The organism is Rhodopirellula sp. UH5 (genome assembly GCF_056839225.1).
Window position 1 is genome coordinate 5,713,678 of the sequence record NZ_CM166390.1, and the last position, 20,115, is coordinate 5,733,792.

Annotated in this window: 12 protein-coding genes; 11 read left to right on the forward strand and 1 reads right to left on the reverse strand. The window is 58.9% G+C overall.

Annotated features, from left to right (window positions below; translation table 11 throughout):
* Positions 1 to 771: 771 nt before the first annotated feature.
* The 9 genes from UH5x_RS20225 (at position 772) to UH5x_RS20265 (ending at position 12,879) form a co-directional block, all read left to right on the forward strand.
* On the forward strand, positions 772 to 2,355 hold the full coding sequence (locus tag UH5x_RS20225; RefSeq protein ID WP_482633486.1) for a WcaI family glycosyltransferase: 1,584 nt from the start codon (positions 772 to 774) through the stop codon (positions 2,353 to 2,355).
* 266 nt (positions 2,356 to 2,621) lie between these two features.
* Positions 2,622 to 3,065, forward strand: a complete 444-nt coding sequence (locus UH5x_RS20230; RefSeq protein WP_482633487.1) for a hypothetical protein — start codon at positions 2,622 to 2,624, stop codon at positions 3,063 to 3,065.
* Between the two features lie 618 nt (positions 3,066 to 3,683).
* On the forward strand, positions 3,684 to 4,781 hold the full coding sequence (locus UH5x_RS20235; RefSeq protein ID WP_482633488.1) for a S1 family peptidase: 1,098 nt from the start codon (positions 3,684 to 3,686) through the stop codon (positions 4,779 to 4,781).
* 680 nt (positions 4,782 to 5,461) lie between these two features.
* Positions 5,462 to 6,178, forward strand: a complete 717-nt coding sequence (locus tag UH5x_RS20240) for a PEP-CTERM sorting domain-containing protein (RefSeq protein WP_482633489.1) — start codon at positions 5,462 to 5,464, stop codon at positions 6,176 to 6,178.
* A 97-nt stretch (positions 6,179 to 6,275) separates the two neighbouring features.
* On the forward strand, positions 6,276 to 6,503 hold the full coding sequence (locus UH5x_RS20245; protein WP_482633490.1) for a hypothetical protein: 228 nt from the start codon (positions 6,276 to 6,278) through the stop codon (positions 6,501 to 6,503).
* Between the two features lie 125 nt (positions 6,504 to 6,628).
* Positions 6,629 to 9,154, forward strand: a complete 2,526-nt coding sequence (locus UH5x_RS20250) for an O-antigen ligase family protein (protein ID WP_482633491.1) — start codon at positions 6,629 to 6,631, stop codon at positions 9,152 to 9,154.
* Positions 9,155 to 9,332: 178 nt separating this feature from the next.
* Positions 9,333 to 10,250 (forward strand): PEP-CTERM sorting domain-containing protein, encoded by a 918-nt coding sequence (locus tag UH5x_RS20255; protein ID WP_482633492.1) that lies wholly within the window; start codon positions 9,333 to 9,335, stop codon positions 10,248 to 10,250.
* A 559-nt stretch (positions 10,251 to 10,809) separates the two neighbouring features.
* Positions 10,810 to 11,868 carry a formylglycine-generating enzyme family protein gene (locus tag UH5x_RS20260; protein WP_482633493.1) on the forward strand — a complete coding sequence of 353 codons (1,059 nt, stop codon included), beginning with the start codon at positions 10,810 to 10,812 and terminating at the stop codon, positions 11,866 to 11,868.
* A 453-nt stretch (positions 11,869 to 12,321) separates the two neighbouring features.
* Positions 12,322 to 12,879 carry a Uma2 family endonuclease gene (locus UH5x_RS20265; protein WP_482633494.1) on the forward strand — a complete coding sequence of 186 codons (558 nt, stop codon included), beginning with the start codon at positions 12,322 to 12,324 and terminating at the stop codon, positions 12,877 to 12,879.
* Between the two features lie 836 nt (positions 12,880 to 13,715).
* Here the strand turns inward: UH5x_RS20265 and UH5x_RS20270 are convergent.
* Positions 13,716 to 16,532 (reverse strand): FtsK/SpoIIIE family DNA translocase, encoded by a 2,817-nt coding sequence (locus UH5x_RS20270; RefSeq protein WP_482633495.1) that lies wholly within the window; start codon positions 16,530 to 16,532, stop codon positions 13,716 to 13,718.
* Between the two features lie 233 nt (positions 16,533 to 16,765).
* Here UH5x_RS20270 and guaB point away from each other — a divergent pair, with 233 nt between their 5' ends.
* The gene (gene guaB, locus UH5x_RS20275; RefSeq protein ID WP_047813337.1) at positions 16,766 to 18,250 is read left to right on the forward strand and encodes an IMP dehydrogenase; all 1,485 of its coding nucleotides are present in this window, start codon (positions 16,766 to 16,768) and stop codon (positions 18,248 to 18,250) included.
* A complete protein-coding gene (locus tag UH5x_RS20280) occupies positions 18,225 to 20,114 on the forward strand; it encodes a hypothetical protein (protein WP_482633496.1) in 1,890 nt (629 codons plus the stop codon). Before guaB ends, UH5x_RS20280 begins: the two co-directional genes overlap by 26 nt.
* Position 20,115 lies beyond the last annotated feature (1 nt).

Below are 20,115 nucleotides of genomic sequence, written 5' to 3' on the forward strand. Positions count from 1 at the left end.
CGCCAAGAATTCGGAGTGGTCCCTCGCTCACGCGTCGGGTTGTGATGTCGTAGCTGGATTCGCCAAGAATTGAGTGTGGTCCCTCGCTGACGCGTCGGGTTGTGATGTCGTAGCTGGATTCGCCAAGAATTCGGATGGTGGGGATTGCGACTGCGCGCCTTCTTTCCCGGAGGGAATGCAGAGGGTAGCCGGCGGTCGAGCGAAGCGAACACCTCCGGGATGCCGCCCGATCACACGGTTGGCCCCGACGGGGGCGAAGACTTTGACGGCCGAGTTTTCTACGACACCCTTCGGGGCCGACGCCGCGAACTTTTGTCGCGGTCCGGTGGTTGTCGCTTTGCTCGACCACCGGCTACCGTCTGTGACCACGTCGTGGCCTCCCTCGCGAACGCGAGCTCCCTGTGAAACCCGGGCAAAATGCGACCACCTTGATTGGACTGCTTGCCACCGATCCGTCAGGCCAGGTGAGACCTGGCCGACGTCTCGGTAGCCGGATTCAGTGTGGTCCCTCGCTCACGCGTCGGGTTGGGATGTCGTAGCCGGATTCGTCAAGAATTCGGATGGGTGAGTTTTGTTGGTAGGTTGGCCACTCTTGGCCGACATCGACTCTGACGGGCAAGAGTGCCCATCCACCATGCGTCGGATGGAGGTAGCCGGATTCGCCAAGAATTCAGAGGTGTCCCTCGCTGACGCGTCGGGTTGGGATGGGGGGACGGATGAGGCTGGTGACGTCATGGGAACGAATGGGATGTTGAATCGGATGGAAACGCTTTGAAGATTTTGCTGCATGGTCTGAACTTTTCGCCCGAGGAAATCGGGATCGGGAAGTACTCGGGGGAGATGGTCGCGGAGCTTGCCGCCGCGGGACACGAAGTCGTGGTCGTGACCACGCCGCCGTATTACCCACGCTGGAAAATTTTGCCTGGCTACTCAGGGCTTGCCTATCGGCGCGAAGAGCTGCGAGCTGCGAGTCGCGAGCAGCTAGATGAAGAGAAGCTAGTGGCTAGCGGCGAGCCGCTAGTTGAAGGGAATGCTGTCGATCCACCGTCTAGCCACTCGCAACTAGCCACTCGTAACTTAGATCTCGCCGCTCGCAACTCGCGACTCGCCACTGGTCGTCCCACGACCGTCATTCGGTGCCCTTTGTGGGTGCCGGCGAAGGTTTCGGGGCTGAAGCGTGTGATTCACTTGGCTTCCTTTGGATTGTCGAGTGTCCCGGTTGTGCTTTGGAAAGCCATCTCGTTCCGGCCGGAGGTGATTTTGACGGTCGAGCCCGCTGCGATGTGCATGCCGACGACGTGGATCGCGTCCCGTTTGTGCGGTGCGAAGTGCTGGTTGCATGTCCAGGACTTTGAGGTCGACGCGGCCTTTGAACTGGGGATCCTCAAGCAGCCGATTCTCAAGCGCATGGTGCTGGCGGCGGAAGCCTTCTTGATGCGACGCTTCGATCGTGTCAGCAGCATCTCGCCGAACATGCTGTTGAAGGTGGTCCAAAAAGGAGTGGATGAAAAACGTGTCGTCTCGTTCCCGAACTGGGTCGACTGCGACGCGATGAAACCACTGCTCTGGCCGGGCGAGGCGTCGGCGGACACGGCGGAAGAAGCCGTGCCGCTTGCTCAGCTTGCCAGCTCCAGCGAATCCCACCTTCACCCTCCCCGGCCCGAAACGGTCCGACCCTCCCAGGGAGAGGGTGATGAAAAGGCCTTGCTGACGCAGCGGGTGGTGACCGAGGACCAGCCATCCATGTCATCGGCTCGCGAGCGGATGGATGCGTTGCGGGCAACGTTCCAGATCCCGGCGGGCAAGATCGTGGCGCTCTACGCCGGGAACATCGGCGCCAAGCAGGGGCTGGAACTGATCGTGGAGGCCGCCCGGCACGCGTCCGGCGAGCTGCCGCTGCACTATGTGATCTGTGGAACGGGTGCCTCGCACGATTCCTTGGCGGAGGCCTGCGCGCCGCTCGCCAACGTCCAGATGTTGCCGGTCCAGCCCTTTGAGAAATTCAATGACCTGATGAACTGCGCCGACATTCATTTGTTGCCGCAGCGAGGCGGGGCAGCCGATTTGGTGATGCCGTCCAAGTTGACCGGGATGCTGGCGACGGGACGCCCCGTGGTGGCGTGTGCCAGCCCGGGCACCCAGATCGCCGACGTGGTGACAGGCCGAGGGCGGGTCGTGTTGCCCGACGATGGCGATGCGTTCCGGCAAGCGATTGAGTCACTGGCCGCTGATGAAACGACCCGCGTGCGGCTCGGCAAAGCCGCGCGGCAGTACGCAGGCGAGAACCTGAGTCAGGAAGCGATCCTGGGACAGTTCATGAGGGATTTGGGGGAGGCCATTGGCAGTAGGCAGTAGGCAGTGGGCAGTGGGCAGTGGGCAGTGGGCAGTAGGCAGTAGGCAGTGGGCAGTTGGCAGTTGGCAGTTGGCAGTTGGCAGTTGGCAGTTGGCAGTTGGCAGTTGGCAGTTGGCAGTAGGCAGTAGGCAGTAGGCAGTTGGCAGTTGGCAGTTGGCAGTTGGCAGTTGGTGCGAGTAGCCGGATTCGCCAAGAATTCGGAAGGCTGATAGCTGATAGCTGATAGCTAGTGGCTAGTGGCTAGTGGCTAGTGGCTTATCATCATGGAATGAAATTGAGCAAGGCGGTGCGTTTGTGGTTGGCGGGGGCGGCGGCTTGCTTGGCGTTGCTCGTGTCGGTCTATGCGCTGTGGAAGCCGACGACGACGGCAGGGGACCTGGTGTTCTTGCCACACGCCTGGGTCGTGTGGCTGGACGACCGGGGGGATTTTCGAACGTTCGTGATGGCGGGCCTGGTGGCCGCGGTCCCTGCGGGCTGGTTGGGCACTCGAGAACTGGACCGAGTCCGTGTCACTGGGCTGCTGGTGATTCTGCTTGCTTTGCTGGGAATGGAAGTCGGCCAGCGTTGGATCCCAACCCGCGGGTTTGGTACCGCTGACTTGCTGTACACGCTCGCGGGCGTCGCCTTTGTGGAGGCGGCGATCCGGTTGGTGAGGTGGACGGTTGGTGCTTGGACGGAAAGGCGAGCCCGATGCGATTCACTCCGCCGCTAACCGCCTGAAAGGTGGCTTGCTCGCACCGTGGTTGTTTTTGCGTCATCAACTTGATTTCCTTTCTCTGTGTTCGCTCTACCATGGATGGGGGGGCGGTTTTCTCGCCTGAGGTTGTGCTGCTTGGGTTGGTGCTCCGCGAGATGCGAGATGCGAGATGCGAGATGCGAGATGCGAGATGCGAGATGCGAGATGCGAGATGCGAGATGCGAGATGCGAGAGGCGAGATGCGAGATGCGAGATGCGAGATGCGAGATGCGAGATGCGAGATGCGAGATGCGAGATGCGAGAGGCGAGAGGCGAGAGGCGAGAGGCGAGAGGCGAGAGGCGAGAGGCGAGAGGCGAGAGGCGAGAGGCGAGAGGCGAGAGGCGAGAGGCGAGAGGCGAGTTGGATGTAGCCGGGTTCGCCAAGAATTCGGAAGGGTGAGAGGCTAGGAGCTCGTGGTCTGTCAAAGTTAAAAGTGAAGGTTGATCGTAGTGGACGAGGCGACGAGTCCTTGGTTTTGACGCCAGTTCAGGACTCGTCGCCTCGTCCACTACCCTAAAAAGAAGTCGTGACAGACCACTAGAGGCTAGTGGCTAGGAGCTTTCTTTGGTCGGTGCGTTGAAGGATTGAATGCGATGAAAAAACTACTGACACTTCTGTGCTTGCTCGCGGTCTGCGGTGAGTTTGGGTACTTGTTGCTCAAGGATCATCCCCACTGGCCCGAGATCGTCTGGACCCCTGCGCTGTGGACATCACCCGAGACGGAGGTTGCACCGGGGACGACTGAATCGATCGCGTTGGACGCGATGACACCGGATGTCTCGTCCGATCAAAACCAGGCAGTGGAGCCGCGTCTCGTCGAGTCCAGTGGTTCCATGCTCGCCGCCTCTTCCAAGCCGGGCGAGCAAAGCGAAGGAAGCGAAGTTGAAACCGGCCGCGTGACTTCGACAGCGGTGGAGTCCGCCAGCGAGGAGGTGGAAACGACCCATTGGGCGGACGAGTTGTTTGAGTCCAACTTGTCTTCGGTGTCAGCTTCCGCCGCGAAACCGATGGATGAACCGGCGTTGATCGACCAGGCGTTTGCCTCTTTGGTGAAAGTGGTTCAAACCGGTCGGGACGCGGGGGCGACGAGCAGGCGTGGTGGTCGAGTCAGCGGCCAAACGGGAGCGGGGGTCATCGTGGAGGTTGATTCACGCGGCTTTCGCGTTCTGACAGCCGCTCATGTGGTCTCGCAATCGGAGGATTTGGATGTCCAGCTGATTCGATTCTTGGACGAGCAGTCAGCGGTGGATGCCGGTGCGGTCGAAGCGGGGCCGCGATTGTTTCGGTCAGTCGAGGTCATTGATGAAGACCGGGGCCGAGACCTGGCGTTGTTGCAGGTGCATTGGCCGGTGGCGGAACCTGGGCAGATCGCCCATTCGAGCTTGCACTTGGAAGCGGGACGCGACTGGACAGATGCCGAGGTATGGGTGGCAAATCTGAACGGTCAGGACGGGGTGGATCGGATCGGTGCGACAGTCATCGACCAAAAGCGGGCCCGACGAGAGGTTGATGGTCCTCCGGTGGAGTACTTGATACTGGATCAAGTTTCGGAGCCAGGGATGTCGGGCGGAGGTTTGTTTTCGAGCGCAGGGCAGCTGATTGGGATCGTCAGTGGGAACGGGAACGGGCGTTTGCACTGCATTGCCAGCAGTGAGATACAGCCGTTTTTGGCTGAAGCCAAGTCAGACTGAAGTGAGCTGGGGCGGAATAGCCAGTCGGTCAACCAATCGCAACTGGGGCAGGACATCGAATGTCACTTCCGTTACCTTTCCTCCGGGAGAGTCGGCCCGCTTCGGGCGGACGAGCGTGAGCATTGAATCCAACGCATAGCCTCGCTTCGCTCGACCCTTTAAAGGGGAGAGTGAAGTCCCCAAGGAAGTGCGATTGAGCGGGACACTTCGTTCTCGCAGAGGCTTCATGTGAGTTCTGTCGGACAGATCGCCTTAGGAAGCGGCGAAATGACTCAAGCCGCCCGTTTGGACCCAAAAATTTGGGGCGTGGAGCCTGAGTTGCCATCTTCCCATGGCGATCACGCTAGGACGGATTGGAAGCTGTTCGAGACGGATTTTGGAGGAATGCCAGCCCTAGCGGAGCCTGCTCCGATCGACTCGCTCGGGGGCCCAAGGATCCGCCTTCGGCCAATCGCTAGAAAACCCCCATCTTTGCACAGGTGACCATTGTACGAGTATGGGGGCCGGAATAGGATTGGCATCCGAGGAGTCTCTGTCAGAGGGGTGCGTCGCTGCCTTTCTTTGCCCGCAGGAATTCTATTTCTAACCATTGTGAGTGATACAAGATGAAGAGACAATTAACGACCTCGTTTCCAAGGTTGATTGGCACTGCGATCGGTCTGCTTTTGGGTGCATGTATCTTGCCAACCTCGAAAGCTGAGGTTTTCACACAGAACACAGGTGTTGCCTTCGCGGAGCCTGGCGCGGGTGGTTTCGTTTACGGTACATCCCAGTTCGACGCCGTGACCGACCCGATGACCGACGAAATCAGCAATTTTGCGACTGTCTTCGATAACTTCCAACTCAACACCGATCGGTTCATCACGAATTTTTCGTGGACGGGAATTTATCTGGACATTCCAGATGGCGTGGGGATCCCTGTTGCGGACAGTTTCACAGTGAGTCTGTTCGACTCCCCGCTTCCTGGTGTGGGGGCGACGATAGGGAATGAATTCGCAAAATTTGAGAACGTTGGTGCGAATGAGACCGCCCTGGGTGACGGAGTGTATTCGTACAGCCTGGATGTTTCTCCTTTGGAAGTGAACCTTGGTGAGGAGTATTGGTTCTCGGTGGTGGCGAACATGGACGCGGATCTCCCTGACGGTAACGAGTGGGGACTCGCCTTCAGCAACACAGGCGACGACATCTCGGTTCAGGATTTCCAGCTCTTTGGTGATACAGGGCTGACGCGTTTTGAGGGAGCCCTCAACGCGTTCGACTATCAGTTTGCGGTGACGGCATCGGCTGTGCCTGAACCCGCCACGGGAGTGGCGTTGTCATTGCTATGTGGAGTGGCCGCCTATCGGAGGCATTCACGCCGGCGACAGAAGGTTGCGGAACAGATCCAAGCGGCTTAGCCGTGGTTCTGACCGGAGCAATTTCCGTCTCAAGCTTGACGGACGTTCCGTTCGATGCTATCTCTAATCAGATCAAATGCTTCAAGGAAACATACCAATGCAAAAATACAAGTTGATCGCTGCATCCACCCTGGCCGTGATGTTGTTTTCGTCGTTTGCTGTGATGGCAACCGTGCCGGCAGACACATCGGCGGCGTCGACTGCCGTGGATCCGATGGTGGCTGACGGTGCCGAGACACTCTCGGACTGGGAGTTCACCGCTCGTCGTGCTCCACGCTGCCGATTTGGTGGGACCGTGGTGGGGGGCGGACGCTTCGGGAATTAACGGCTTCGATCGTTCTCGTTCTTTCCAAACTGCTTTGAAGGGGTGGTCGCCACGGCGTCCACCCCTTTTTTTGTTTCGTGCCAGAAATCCTTGTTCCCAGCAATCGTCTCGGATTGAATGACCTCATGGGCCTGAAAGTTTCACACACAGGGGGCATCGCTCTCTTCTGTCAATCGACTTGTGAGGGGCTTCTCTATTTGACGGTCGCGTTTTCTCCTTGGGCCTTTGGTTCGACGGGTGACACCTTCGAGTTCTTTTTGGCGTTGGGGGTCGCAGCCATATTGGGTCTCTGGGGCATCGTTGCATTGGTGGATGGGCCGCTGCGATGGAAAGGTGGGCGAGGTGCGACACTGTTTACAGTTGGCCTGCTTGGGCTGGCCGGGGTTGCTGCCCTCCACCTGCTCCAAGTGTCACCGGGTGTGATCAACGCGTTTGCTCCTGGCGTTCGAGACTGGAGCGGATGGGAACTGGAGGGAATCAACATTTCCAACTCCGTGACACGCTGGGCCAGCGGGACGCGACTTGGACTGAATGCCGGCGGCAGCTTCCAGTTTTTGATGCGGGTGTTGGCGCTGGTTGGTCTGTTCACGGTGCTTCGGACGTTCCGGTCCCCAGCAACTTGTCTGCGTCGCTTGAGCGTCGTCGCAGCTGTGACTGGCACGATCCTATCCATCTTTGGGCTCGCACAGCATTTCGGCTCGCACGAAGGGCTGGTTTTCTGGACCTTCCAGGTGGAAGGGGGGTTGGGGTTCGGTCCTTTTATCAACCGGAACCACTACCCGTTTTTCCTGAATTTGTGTTTGGGGATGACCATTGGGTTGCTGTTGAACCGATTGGCCACGATGGGCAAGCACTGGTACCGGATGCTGCTAACTGATGTTGCTGTTGGATGGCTGTTGGTCGCGATCAGCTTCATGGTGGCGAGCTTGATCGTCTGCGTATCGCGAGGCGGCGTGCTTTCTGCGTTCTTGGCCCTTTCGATTGTGATGCTGATTCGGATGCGCTCGAGCAATGTCGTTCGCGGTGTTTTGATGGGCGGGTTGGTCTCCATTCCCATCCTGTTTGTGTTGATCTGGGTCGGCTTCAGCTTCAGCGAATCACGACTGACGATGCTGTCCGAAACAGACCGCTACACCGGCGACGGTCGCTGGCAGTTGTGGCGTGCTGCGATTCAGAGTGTTCCCGACTTCCCCTGGTTTGGGTCAGGAGGCGAAACGTATCAGCATTGGGAGACCATCTACCAAACCGGCAACCCCGAATGGAATGGTTGGAAGCATCTTTCTCTGAGAGCGGACAATGAGTTTCTGGATATTTTGAGTGAGTACGGAATCGTCGGGATGATTTGCCTCTTGGTCTTGGCCCTGTCGGTCATTTTCAAAGCACTGGCACGATGTCGTCAGGACGAGATTTCAGCTGGTGCATCGATTGGCCTGTTGGCTGTTTTGTTCCATAGCTTTGTCGATTTTGGATTGCGAGTCCCCGCCACCGCAGTGCTGGCAATCAGCGTTGCATCACTTGTTTTTGCGCAGCGAAAGCAGGCGGTTGCACCTTCGCGAACGAACCGCCACGACTCACAAACAAACCGTCTCAGTTACTTGACGAGTGGTGGCACTGGGATCGCATTGATCGTCTTGAGCCTGGGCCTCGTTTATGAGAAACATCGCTCTTTTGACGCGGATCAGCAGCTGAATGCTGCCTACAAGGACCTGGAGATTGACCGCCCTGACCGAGCTGCCGATGGGCTTGTACGAGCGGTCGCTGCGACCCCGGAAAGTCTGCCGCTTCGGTTGGAGTTTGGAAGGATCATTCAGACTGTTTTAGAAGAACAACAGCTGCCAGCTGAGCGGTCACGATTAGTGCAACTGCTCGTTGACAACAGCTTGGAGTCGCAACGTCTTTGCCCCCTGGCATGGCAGCCTTATGTCTGGCGAGCCCAATTTGATTCAAGTCTGAAAACAGTTCGGGTGGTGATGCGTGACCGGCCTCTCCAGGTTCAGGATTGGTGGCATTTCATTGAGGGGCAGTCCATCTCGGGGCAACTGGCCTGCTTGTTGAAAGCACGACAATTGCATCCGAGTGAGCCGGAACTTGCTTTCATCTCCGGCGAAATGGTTGCCAACGAGGTTGGATTCGATGCTGCAATCCCTCACTGGAAAGACTCGCTGACTTATTCAACTCATCGGATGCAAGAGATTTTCGAGCGAGTGAGAGATCCGTTCGAGCCTGAAGACTACGTCACACGATTGCTGCCCAGCGATCCAGTGCGGTTGCTTGCGGCGGCGGAAATTCTGGAGGAGAACTCTGGAAGCGAGCAAGTTGTGTTGTTGAACCACACGCTCGCCCTGCTCAACGATCCCGAGCAAATCAGCCGCGATCTCAACTTTCACGAGTCCGAAGATCTGCGGTCGCAGGCTCTGGAAAAGCTGGGGAAAACATTCGATGCGATTTCCGCGCTCGATCGGGCCATTGGCGAGGAGCCCGAAAGTGTCTCGATGCGGTTGCGGTTGGTTGCGATGCTCATTGAAACCGAGCAGTGGAAACGTGCGACGAGTGAAATTCGAATCCTTCTGTCGTTGTCGCCGGACAACGCTCGTGTAAAGGGCTTTCAAAAAGAACTTTCCAGGCTGAAGGCGAAATCGATTGTGCCCTGACGCTGGAAGCGTCCTCGCCAATGCCTGGAAACAAAGTGTTGCGTCTGATCTGCGGCCTTTGGTTGGATGACCACTTGTCAATGATCGTCCCAGGAGGAATTCCGGTTACAGAGAGAGACGTGTTGAGGAGCCTCGTTCCAACGCCGCTGAATCGACGTGACTACAATGCCCGTGGAGCGTGTCTCCTCGGGTTTTTTTGGTTGTGTGGATCGTGTGTGCGGGGCGTGGGATGGCAAATGGGATCGGATGTCGATGGGGTGGATGTGGGCGGGTTCTGGCTTGGATCGTTTTCCCGCTGTGCTTTGTCTTTCCGTGCCGCGCGGAGGCGTCGCTGACCCTGCACGTGAATTACTCGGGCGATGCCCAGCTGGAGACGGCGTTTCAGACCGCTGCCAATACTTGGCAAGGGTTGCTGACCGGGTATCAAGACGGCTTCATTGAATATCGAACCGGTGGAAGTTCGGCCACGACCGGGCAGGTCCTGTCTGACATCTACATCGATGCGGCCACGTCATCCATCGATGGTGTGGGCGGGACGCTGGGGAGCGCCGGTTGGAACCAAGTTGCCAGAGATGCGTCGGACTATTGGCTGGCGACGGATGGGCAGATGACCTTTGACGAGGAAGACCTGTTCAGCTTGTCCGGCGATCAGTTGAACTCGTTGATTTTGCATGAGATGGGGCATGTCCTTGGGCTGGGGACCCTGTGGACACAAAATGATTTGGTGTCGGGATCCGAATTCATTGGCGTGGAGGCCACCGCCGTTTGGCAGTCCGAGTTTGGGCAGTCAGGCACGCCTGACATCGAAACGGAAGGTGGGGCTGGCACGGCAGGCGGGCACTGGAACGAAAACTTGAATGGGTCCGGCCTGACGGGAATCACGGACTCGTTGGGCCGCGATATGCGGGACGAGTTGATGACCGGATGGCTGAATCCGAATTCTTTCCTCAGTGAACTGACACTGGCTTCGTTCCGTGACATCGGGTTCACGACGGCGAACGCCACGGCGGTGCCGGAACCGGGCTCGCTGGTGTTGTTGTCGGCCCTTGGAATCGTCGTTGGAATCCGACGCCGGGCAGTGCAGCGTCGGATGTAGCCGGATTTACGACCTCGTAGCCGGATTCGCCAAGAATTCGGTTGCGAAAGAGCGAGGGCGTTCCGAGTTGTGTGAATTGGTCGACGCGTCGTTTTGAACCACGAAAGACACGAAGCACACGAAAGGTTGCGTTTGGTTTTTCGTGCCGTTCGTGTGTTTGGTGGTTGGCTCACCTATCACAACCCGATACGTGAGTGAGGGACCACCTCTCGTCGCTAGATTCGTCAGGAATACAGGTCGGTCCCTCGCTGACGCGTCGGGTTGGGATTTTGGTAGCCGGATTCGTCAAGAATTCGGATGTTCGAGTTGCGTCGGTCGTAGCCGGATTCGTCAAGAATTCGGAGTGGGAAGATGGTGGTTCGGCCTTGCTGAAGCGGCGGGTGGTTGCAGGATCCGAATTCTTGGCGAATCCGGCTACGGTGCGCGGGGCTAGCAGCTAGCCGCGGTCGCGGCTTCGTTGAGTTAGAATGCGGGGATTCTTGCCTCGTGATGGGATTGGTTTGTGATGCGTTTTGGCGGTTGGGTTCGGTGTGGCCTGTTGGGTTGGATGTGCGTTGGAATGGGCGGTGTCGCGCGTGCCCAGGACGCTGGTGCCCAGGAAGCGGCCTCGGCGGTGAAGGTGGGGCCGGAGGTTTCGCTGGATGATACGGCTTTGCTGACGCGGATTCGGGAGGGGATCGTTGTGATGGGGGCTGCAATGATCACGGACTATCGGGAGACGATTCCGAAAGCTGGCGTGGAGTTTGAGTTGATCGCGATCCCGGGGGGTGAGTTTTTGATGGGCAGCCCGGAGGAGGAGGCAGACCGACTGGAAGATGAAGGGCCGCAGCGGCGGGTGAAGGTCTCGCCGTTTTGGATGGGCAAGCACGAGGTGACTTGGGATGAGTACGAGCCGTTCATGATGACGGAGGTCCGCCGCGAAAAGCATGGTGGATGGACGGACTTTGACCCGGCAACCCACGACGCAGTCGATGGGGTCAGTCAGCCGACGCCGCCCTACACCGAGATGAGCTTTGGGATGGGACAATCGGGCTATCCCGCCGTCTGCATGACCCAGCACGCGGCCAACAAATACTGCCAGTGGCTGAGTGCCCAAACGGGGCACTTCTATCGGCTGCCAACGGAGGCCGAATGGGAGTATGCCTGTCGGGCTGGTACGACGTCCGCGTACTCGTTCGGCGAGGGCGATTTAGACAAGCACGGTTGGTACTACGACAACAGCAATGACAAGTACCAGAAGGTGGGCACGAAGAAGCCGAACCGGTGGGGGCTGCATGACATGCACGGCAATGTGTCGGAGTGGACCGCGGACGCTTATGGCGAGTCCTATCCGGTGCCCGAAGAGGGCGGTGTGTTGATCAACCCTTGGACGGTGCCGGAGCGGTTGTATCCGCGCGTGGTTCGTGGCGGCAGTTGGTTCGATGACCCGGATCGGTTGCGGTCAGCGGCGCGGCTGGGTAGCTCCGAAGATTGGAAGCAACAGGATCCGCAGTTGCCCAAGAGCCTGTGGTATCACACCGATGCGTCGTGGGTTGGGTTCCGTGTGGTCCGGCCGGCGGAGATTCCGACGGTGCAGGAGATGGACGCGCATTGGAATAGTGCGCGTGGGAAGCGGTGAGCAGGTCGGCAGGAATGATCGGGCATCATCATGTGAGCCGTTTGGGCGTTAGCCCCGGTTGTACGAGGGAGCAACGACGCTTAGCGAAACAGTCCAAATGCCGAAAGACTCCTGCCGACCTGCTTCGCATCGCGATGAAGTAGCCGGATTCGCTAAGAATTCGGAGGCGCGAGGTGAATGTTGGTTCCGGGCGATTGAAAAAGTGAAATTGTAAATTGACAATTTTAAAATGCGGATGAGCGTGGGGAGGCGTTGGTTGATTGGCGTTGCCAATCGTTCCAAGTCGGGCGGCGGATTCCGGGGTGGTCCCTCGCTCACGCGTTCGGGTTGTGATGTTGGTAGCTGGATTGTTGAGCTGGTTTTGCCTGGCCTACGGTTTGTTGTCTGGTACACTGGTTTGTAAGTTGATCCTGGTTTTGGGGTCGATCAGGATTTGTTTGGAGACTGCAAAAAATGACAACGACACTTCACCTGTCGCTTCCTGAATATGACTCCATGGTCCGTGTCGGAGCGTTTGATCAGATCGATCGAAAGGTCGAATTGATTCGAGGAGAATTGATCGAGATGAACCCCGCCGGCCCCATCCATGATGACTTGATCACCTACCTCACCAATTGGTCTGCTCGCGGCGTCGACCCTGCTCTGAGTCTGATCACATCGCAAACCGGATTGGACCTTCCTGAGACCCAGTCTCGTCCCGAGCCTGATTTGATGTGGCTGCGAGCAGCCCGTTACCGCGATGCACATCCGCGAGGGAGCGACGTGCAACTGGCGATTGAAGTTGCGTTCAGTAGTTTAGCTTACGACTTGGAAACCAAACGACGTTTGTATGCCGAATCGAACATCGTCGAGTACTGGATCGTCGACGCACAGGCCCAATGCATCCACGTCCATCGTCACCCGGTCCAAGGTGACTACCGAGATCGAAGTGTCCACGCACGCACAGACATGCTTTCGCCATTGATCCAGCCCTCCGCCAAGCTTGACTTAAACGATCTGTTCCTTGGCTAGAGGAGATCGTCGAAGAATTTTAGGCCAGGTAGGACTTTTCCTACTTGGTGCATGATGTCGCTGGGTTCGCCAGAATTCAGATGTGCGAAGTGGTTGGCGTCCGAATTCTGGCGGATGCGGGGACGGTGCGTGGTGCCTTGCTGACCGATTGCCGGATGGTGCCAGCCACTTTTTGGCGGCATGGTCGACGACGGCCCCGTCCGGGGCGACATGGCGATGTCCGCGCACGGTCTCGGGGCTTCCACCCCGAGCTATCGATGTCGGCCCCTCCGGGGCGAGTTGGGGCGAATGGCTCTGGAGGAGTCCGTGATGGGCGGCCTTGCTGTAGCCGGATTCGCCAGAATTCGGAGGGACGAGTGGGTGGGCGGTCCCTCGCTGACGCGTCGGGTTGTGATGTTGGTCGCTGGATTCGCCAGAATTCAGAGGTTGGAGTTGGTTGAGCGGGCGTATTCGAGGCGAATGCGATGGCGGTTGTTTGCGTGCTGGATGGTGCCAACCACTTTGGGCGGCATGGTCGACGACGGCCCCGTCCGGGGCGACATGGCGATGTCCGCACGCGGTCTCGGGGCTTCCACCCCGAGCTATCGATGTCGGCCCCTCCGGGGCGAGTTGGGATGCTTGGCTTTGGAGGAGTCCGCGATGGGCGGCCTTGCTGACGTCGATGTAGCTGGATTCGTCAGAATTCGGAGGGACGAGTGGGTGGGCGGTCCCTCGCTGACGCATTCGGGTTGTGATGTTGGTCGCTGGATTGGCCAGAATTCAGAGGTGCGAAGTGGTTGAGGTCCGAATTTTGGCGAATCCGGCTACGGGAGGGGCGACGGGAATGGTGACGTGCTTCAGACGTCTTCGTCGTCCTCGTACTCTTCTTCGTCGTAGTATTCTTCTTCCTCTTCCTCGTCTTCGTACTCCTCTTCCGCTTCGGTTTGCGAGGAGGCTTTGGGGGCAGCGGTGGCAGTGGCCGCGGCGGAGTCGTCGGTGATGCCTTGCATCGCGTTCCACTGTTCCATCGTCAGCAAGACTTCGCGTGACTTGGACCCGTTGTACTGGCCGACGATGCCGTCTTCGGCCATGTAGTCGACCAAGCGCGCGGCTCGCCCATAGCCAATCCCGAGGCAACGCTGGATCAGCGACAACGACCCGCGGCCTTCGCGAATCACGACTTCGATGGCGGACTCGTACAACTCGTCTCGCTTGCGAAGTTTGTCGACGTCCATCTCGGATGCGTCGCCTTCTTCGTCGTTGATCTTCAAGTTCATCAGCTCGCCGACGAATTGCTGTTCGCCGCCGCTGCTGCAGTGGTCGCAGACGCGATCGATCTCGGCGTCGGACAGGTAAGTCCCCTGCCCTCGAATCAGGGTGCTGGTTCCCGGCCAGAGGAACAGCATGTCCCCGTTGCCGAGCAGTTTGTCGGCACCGTTCTCGTCGAGCACCACGCGGCTGTCCGTTTTACTGGCGACCTGGAAACTCAGACGCGCGGGCAAGTTCGATTTGATCAAGCCCGTGATGACGTCCACGGTTGGCTTTTGCGTTGCTAGGATCAAGTGAATTCCAACGGCACGACTCTTTTGAGCCAAGCGGATGATGTGCGTTTCGACTTCCTTGCCGGCCGTCATCATCAAGTCGGCCATCTCGTCGGCGATGATGACAATGAAAGGAAGCTTGTCCGGCACGTCGGTGTTCTCGTCGTCTTCATCCACTTCCAAACGCCGCAGGACTTCTTCCCGGCCCAGGTCATTGAAGCTGTTGATGTGACGCACACCGGCTTTGGCGAGTAGCGAGTAACGCTCTTCCATCTTTTCGACGGCCCAGCCAAGGATCGCCTCGGCCTTCTTCATGTCCGTGATCACGGGGTGCATCAGGTGAGGCAAGCGGCCGTAGCCGGACAACTCGACCATCTTGGGGTCAATCATCAACAAGCGGACTTCGTCGGGCCGGCAGCACATCAGGATGCTGGTGATGATCGCGTTCAAACAGACCGATTTACCGGTACCGGTTCGACCGGCGATCAACAGGTGAGGCATCTTGGCCAAGTCGACTGGCATCGGTTCGCCGGAAACGTCTTTGCCCAAGAAGACTGGGATGTTCATCTTCGAGATCCGCGAATCGGATTCTTCGATCACATCGCGAAGCCGAACGACTTGTCGAATTTCGTTGGGGACTTCGATGCCGACGGTGTTCTTGCCGGGGATTGGGGCGACGACGCGAACGCTGGGGACTCGCAGGGCGATGGCGAGGTCATCGGCGAGCGCGGTGATTTTGTTCAGCCGCAGGCCGCTTTCAAGTTCCAATTCGTACTGGGCGATGACCGGACCGATTTCGACATTGGTGACCGTGACGTTGAAGCCAAAGCTGCGAATGGTTTGCTGCAGCATCGCGCTTTTCTGCAGCGCCTCCGCGTGCTGTTCTTCGTAGTCAAATCCGTCGCTGCCTTCGAGCAGTTCGAGACTGGGCAAGTGGTACTGCGAGATGCCTTCGGGAGCACCTTCCTGGACCGAGTCGTAGAGTTCTTGCTTGGCGTCTCGCTGCTTGGGCATCTTGATCGTCGGCGCGGGGGATTCCTCGTGCGCGGAATCATTGCGCAGGGTCGTCGTTTCGCCTTCGATTTCGAGTTCACGGGTGGGAGATTCTTCTTCCTCTTCCCATTCCTCGTATTCGTACTCGTATTCTTCTTCCTCGGTGGCGTCCTTGGACTTCGTGAGGCTGGCGCCAATCCCGGCCGCGGCGGCCAGTCCGGCGGCGCCGAGCTTGGCGGCTTTGGCGAGCCCGTTGGCAGGAGCGGCTTCTTCCGCGGCTTCGGCTGCCTCAGCCACGGCTTCGCGTTCTTTGGGTTTGCGAACGCGGATCGTGGGTCCGGTTTCGGCTGGCTCGGCCGGGTCGATGCGACCGCCGTTGGGATCCAGCGACGCGTCGGATTCGTCCCCGTCGATCAGGATCGGCCCGTCCAGGTCGCTGAACGGTTGGCGGCGCCGGCGGAGTGTGACTGGCATGGCTTGCGCGGCTTTGGCGAACCCACGACGAGAGGCCTTGGCCCCGCCGACAACCACGGTTCGACCGGCGTAGACCAGCATGTAGTCCGTCGTCAGCAACAACCCGACCGACAGCACTGTCAGCGTCAAAATCCAAGAGCCGACGGGATGGAAGTGTTGCAGCAAGAAGGCGGACGTCATCGCGCCGAGGTAGCCCCCGTTGCCGATGACAGGCATGCCGCCCAGTTCAATGTCCGTCATGGCGGCCGCGGTGGTCACAGCCAGCAAGGTGATGCAGCCGCCGAGGGACCGCAGCACGGGCGCGTTCATGTGCCCGCGAATCAGGAGTGCGGTCGAGATGCCTCCGCCGGCCGAGATCACCAGGGCGGATCCGATGCCGACGGCGCTGAGCAACATCGATGAAATCAGGGCGCCCAGCGAGCCGCAGGCGTTTTGCACGATTTCGTTGGCGGGATAGACGGCCACATCCGGCGTGAAGAATTGGTCGAGTGGCCAGACTGGGGTGGGAACCGGGTCGGCGGGGTCGTGTGTCATCACCGAAACCAATGTCAACAACGTCGCCGCGACCAGCAGGAGAGCTGGGATATCACGTCGAATGTCCACCGCGCGAGGCGGGGCGGATTCTTGCGATTCGGCGTTGGCGGCACTGGCCGTCGTCGTGGACATGGCGTTGGGTTGGAAAAGGCCGGAAAGTAGCTGGATTCGCCAGAATTCAGAGATTTGCGTTCGTTTGAGGTCCGAATCCGGTGACGCGAGGCGACAACTTGGGCGCATCTACCCTCTTTCGTCGTCAGTCGGGCAAGGTGCCCTACAACTCGACCGCAGCGAGCGTCATAATCGCTCGTTTTCCCCATCGCATCACATTTGGATGCCCACGGCCTCGTGGGAACGAAAACGGCATGTTTGACGACAAAATCGGCGACCTCGGAGTGACCTTCGACGATGTCCTGTTGCAACCTCGATACAGCGAGGTCGTGCCCAGCGAGGTGGACGTCAGCAGTCAGATGACCCAGCGAATCCGCCTGCAAATCCCGCTGATCTCGTCGCCGATGGACACGGTGACCGAGTCCGAGATGGCGATTGCCCTGGCAAAAGAGGGCGGTTTGGGCATTGTGCACAAGAATCTGTCGGTTCGACGACAGACCGAAGAGGTGCTGAAGGTCAAACGCTCGGCCAACGGGATCATCGTCAATCCGGTGACCCTGAATCCCGCTCAAAAGGTCAGCGCGGCAGCGGAGTTGATGGACCGGGCGAACGTCTCGGGGATCCCGATCGTGCAGGACGATCGCACTTTGGCGGGAATTTTAACGCGGCGGGACCTGCGGTTCTTGGAAGACCCCGACATGCCGATTTCCCAGGTAATGACGCGTCAAAACCTGGTCACGGCGGTAGGGAATGTAACGCTTGCGCAAGCTGAGAAGATTTTAACGGAAAAAAGGGTCGAGAAACTTCTCCTGATTGACGAAGAAAGAAAACTGACGGGGTTAATCACGATTCGCGACATCGACATGATGAAGCGTTACCCGCGGGCCTGCAAAGATCCGCAGGGACGTCTTCGGGTCGGAGCCGCGATTGGGGTGGGTGACTATGAACGAGCGGAAAGCTTGATCGGCAAAGGTGTCGACGTGCTGGTGGTCGACTCGGCTCATGGACACAGCCGGAATGTGATTGAGACCGTTCGAGAGATTAAGCAGAACAAGTCATGGGACATTGATGTCGTGGCGGGGAACGTCGCAACGGCCGAGGGCGCAGCAGATTTGATTGCGGCCGGAGCTGACGCGGTGAAGGTTGGCATCGGTCCGGGATCGATTTGCACCACACGGGTGATCAGTGGCATTGGAGTGCCTCAGGTCACCGCGATTTTAAGTGCGGTGAAGGTCGCTCAAGAGAAGAACATTCCTGTCATTGCGGACGGAGGAATCCGTTTTAGCGGTGACATCACCAAAGCAATCGCCGCTGGGGCGAGCACCGTGATGATCGGCAGTTTGTTTGCTGGTTTGGCGGAGAGTCCTGGCAAGATGATTTTGTACCAAGGTCGTACCTTCAAGGCGTACCGTGGGATGGGATCGATGGGTGCGATGGTGAAGGGAAGCAGTGATCGGTATCGCCAAAAAGGCACCGAGGCGGGCAAGCTTGTCCCCGAAGGTGTCGAAGGACGCGTGCCGTTCAAAGGCCCGCTCAGCGATTACGCCTACCAGTTGGTCGGTGGTTTGCGTGCGGGCATGGGATATGTCGGTACACGGACGATCGAAGAACTCCGCCGCGACGCGAAATTCATTCGCGTGTCGGCCGCTACGGTGAGGGAGAACCACCCGCATGACATTGCGATCACACAAGAAGCGCCCAACTACAGTCCCGATGTTCATTCGGGCGACGCCAGTTGAGGCAGACGTTCCGACGACCCATCGCCTGAGCCCATTGCCAGGTCGATTGGTCCGCCGACGATGGCTGGCCGGATGCATTGCCGCTGGCCTCAGCGTCGGTGCTCTTTCCGCCAGTTCGGCGGTGATGGCCCAAGACAGCTTTGGGCCCACCCGCGTGGACTCAACCTCGCATCCTCTTTCGGCGAACACTTCGCCGGCTCCGGCGCGTCCGGTTGGTCAGCCCATTCCGCGGATGCGAACCGCGGATTTGATGCAGGCTCAACCGAATCCGCCCGCTGCGTCGCAAGCATCGCCGATGCGTCGTCCCGGTTGGGATCTGCAATGGCGCAAGAGCCCGCAGGTCGCCTCGGAAGAAGCCGCTCGGATCAGCGACGCTGCCTTCCATGAGGCAACGCCCCAGCAACACGAGACCTCGTTCCAGCAATCGGTCGCTCACGCTCAACCGCTGCAGCCAGCCACTGCACCGCAAGTTGCCACACCGCCAGTTGCCGCACCACAAGCCAACCCTGCTGGCCCGGCCGTGGTGATGGTCTCGGGAACGAGTCGCCGCAACCAGGGTGCTGCTTCCACCTCGATCCATCCCGCTGCGTTTCTGCAGCAACCTGGGTCAGGGTTTGGATTGCCCGAGTTCGACGCGGCACCGCCAGCCGACGCGCAACCGATCTCGCCTCCCTCGTCCAGTGGCTTTGGTGTGCCCGGCGACAATGGTGCTGCCAGCGGAAGTGGAAGCCGTCCGAATTGGAACGCCAACCCGTTCCGTGATGAATTGGGAGCGAACCCGAACGCAGCCCCTGGCAATGGACTCAGCTCGCCCGTCGAGATGGTGCCACCTGGATTGGAAGCGTTGCCCGCTCCGGGATTGGATTCACCCAATGTGACACCGGATACGTTTGGACAACCCGACGCATTGGGGCAACCGGATGCCGGGCCATCGATTCGCGACATGTTGCAAGACGAAACGAATCTGCCGCAGCAACCACAGGCGTCGGAGCCCGAAACTCTGGAGTCTCCTTCGGACCGGTTTGAATCCAATCCGTTTGACCGTCGCGACCAAGAATCGAAGGCACGCGATGAGCTGGATCGCCTGGAGTTGGAAGCTCAAGACCGAGGCCGTTTGCGACCGCAGGCTGACCGCGATGACGCACCGATCATGAACGACGATGGGCCGATCCGTCGTGCCGTTGGATTGTCTTGTGACGACTTCCGTTCGCGGATCGCCGCACAAACGATCGATCAGGTTTCGCTGGACATCAGCCCACCGTATCGTCCTGACGTGATCGATGAAGGCGAATACATGAAGCTGAAAGAACGCTTTGACGAGCGTCAAGAATCACGGGTCTGGCGAAGCATCGATGGGCGTCCGATGGGCACCGGTCGCTTGGTCGATCTGGCGTATGAAAACGCTGTGATCGTGACGGAGTTCGGATCTCGTGAAGAGTTGCCGATCAACCGCTTGAGCGAAGCGGACTTGGGATTCATTTCCGAGAACTGGGGATTGCCGACGGAGTGCTTGTTGGAACAGGTCGCGTTCACACCGCGTCGTTGGAAACCGACGACCGTGGTCTGGGCCGCGTCGAACTTGTGTCACAAACCGTTGTACTTCGAAGAGGTCAACCTGGAACGCTACGGTCACACCGCGGGTCCCGTGTTGCAACCGGTTTTGTCATCGGCTCACTTCTTCGCGAACATCGCGGTGCTGCCGTACAAGATGGGTGTGCACTCGCCGCATGAATGCCAGTATGCGTTGGGTTATTACCGTCCCGGCAACTGTGCCCCGTGGATCATCCCACCGGTGCCGTTGAGCCTGAGGGGAGCTTGGTACCAAGCCGCCGCGGTCACCGGCACGGCACTCTTGGTTCCTTGAT

What these genes read in the sequence shown, in the direction of transcription:
- UH5x_RS20265 (WP_482633494.1), top strand. Translation starts at nt 12,322, where the DNA reads ATGACAACGACACTTCACCTGTCGCTTCCTGAATATGACTCCATGGTC.
- UH5x_RS20260 (WP_482633493.1), top strand. Translation starts at nt 10,810, where the DNA reads ATGGGCGGTGTCGCGCGTGCCCAGGACGCTGGTGCCCAGGAAGCGGCC.
- UH5x_RS20245 (WP_482633490.1), top strand. Translation starts at nt 6,276, where the DNA reads ATGCAAAAATACAAGTTGATCGCTGCATCCACCCTGGCCGTGATGTTG.
- UH5x_RS20270 (WP_482633495.1), bottom strand. Translation starts at nt 16,532, where the DNA reads ATGTCCACGACGACGGCCAGTGCCGCCAACGCCGAATCGCAAGAATCC.
- UH5x_RS20250 (WP_482633491.1), top strand. Translation starts at nt 6,629, where the DNA reads ATGGGCCTGAAAGTTTCACACACAGGGGGCATCGCTCTCTTCTGTCAA.
- UH5x_RS20280 (WP_482633496.1), top strand. Translation starts at nt 18,225, where the DNA reads ATGTTCATTCGGGCGACGCCAGTTGAGGCAGACGTTCCGACGACCCAT.
- UH5x_RS20230 (WP_482633487.1), top strand. Translation starts at nt 2,622, where the DNA reads ATGAAATTGAGCAAGGCGGTGCGTTTGTGGTTGGCGGGGGCGGCGGCT.
- UH5x_RS20235 (WP_482633488.1), top strand. Translation starts at nt 3,684, where the DNA reads ATGAAAAAACTACTGACACTTCTGTGCTTGCTCGCGGTCTGCGGTGAG.
- guaB (WP_047813337.1), top strand. Translation starts at nt 16,766, where the DNA reads ATGTTTGACGACAAAATCGGCGACCTCGGAGTGACCTTCGACGATGTC.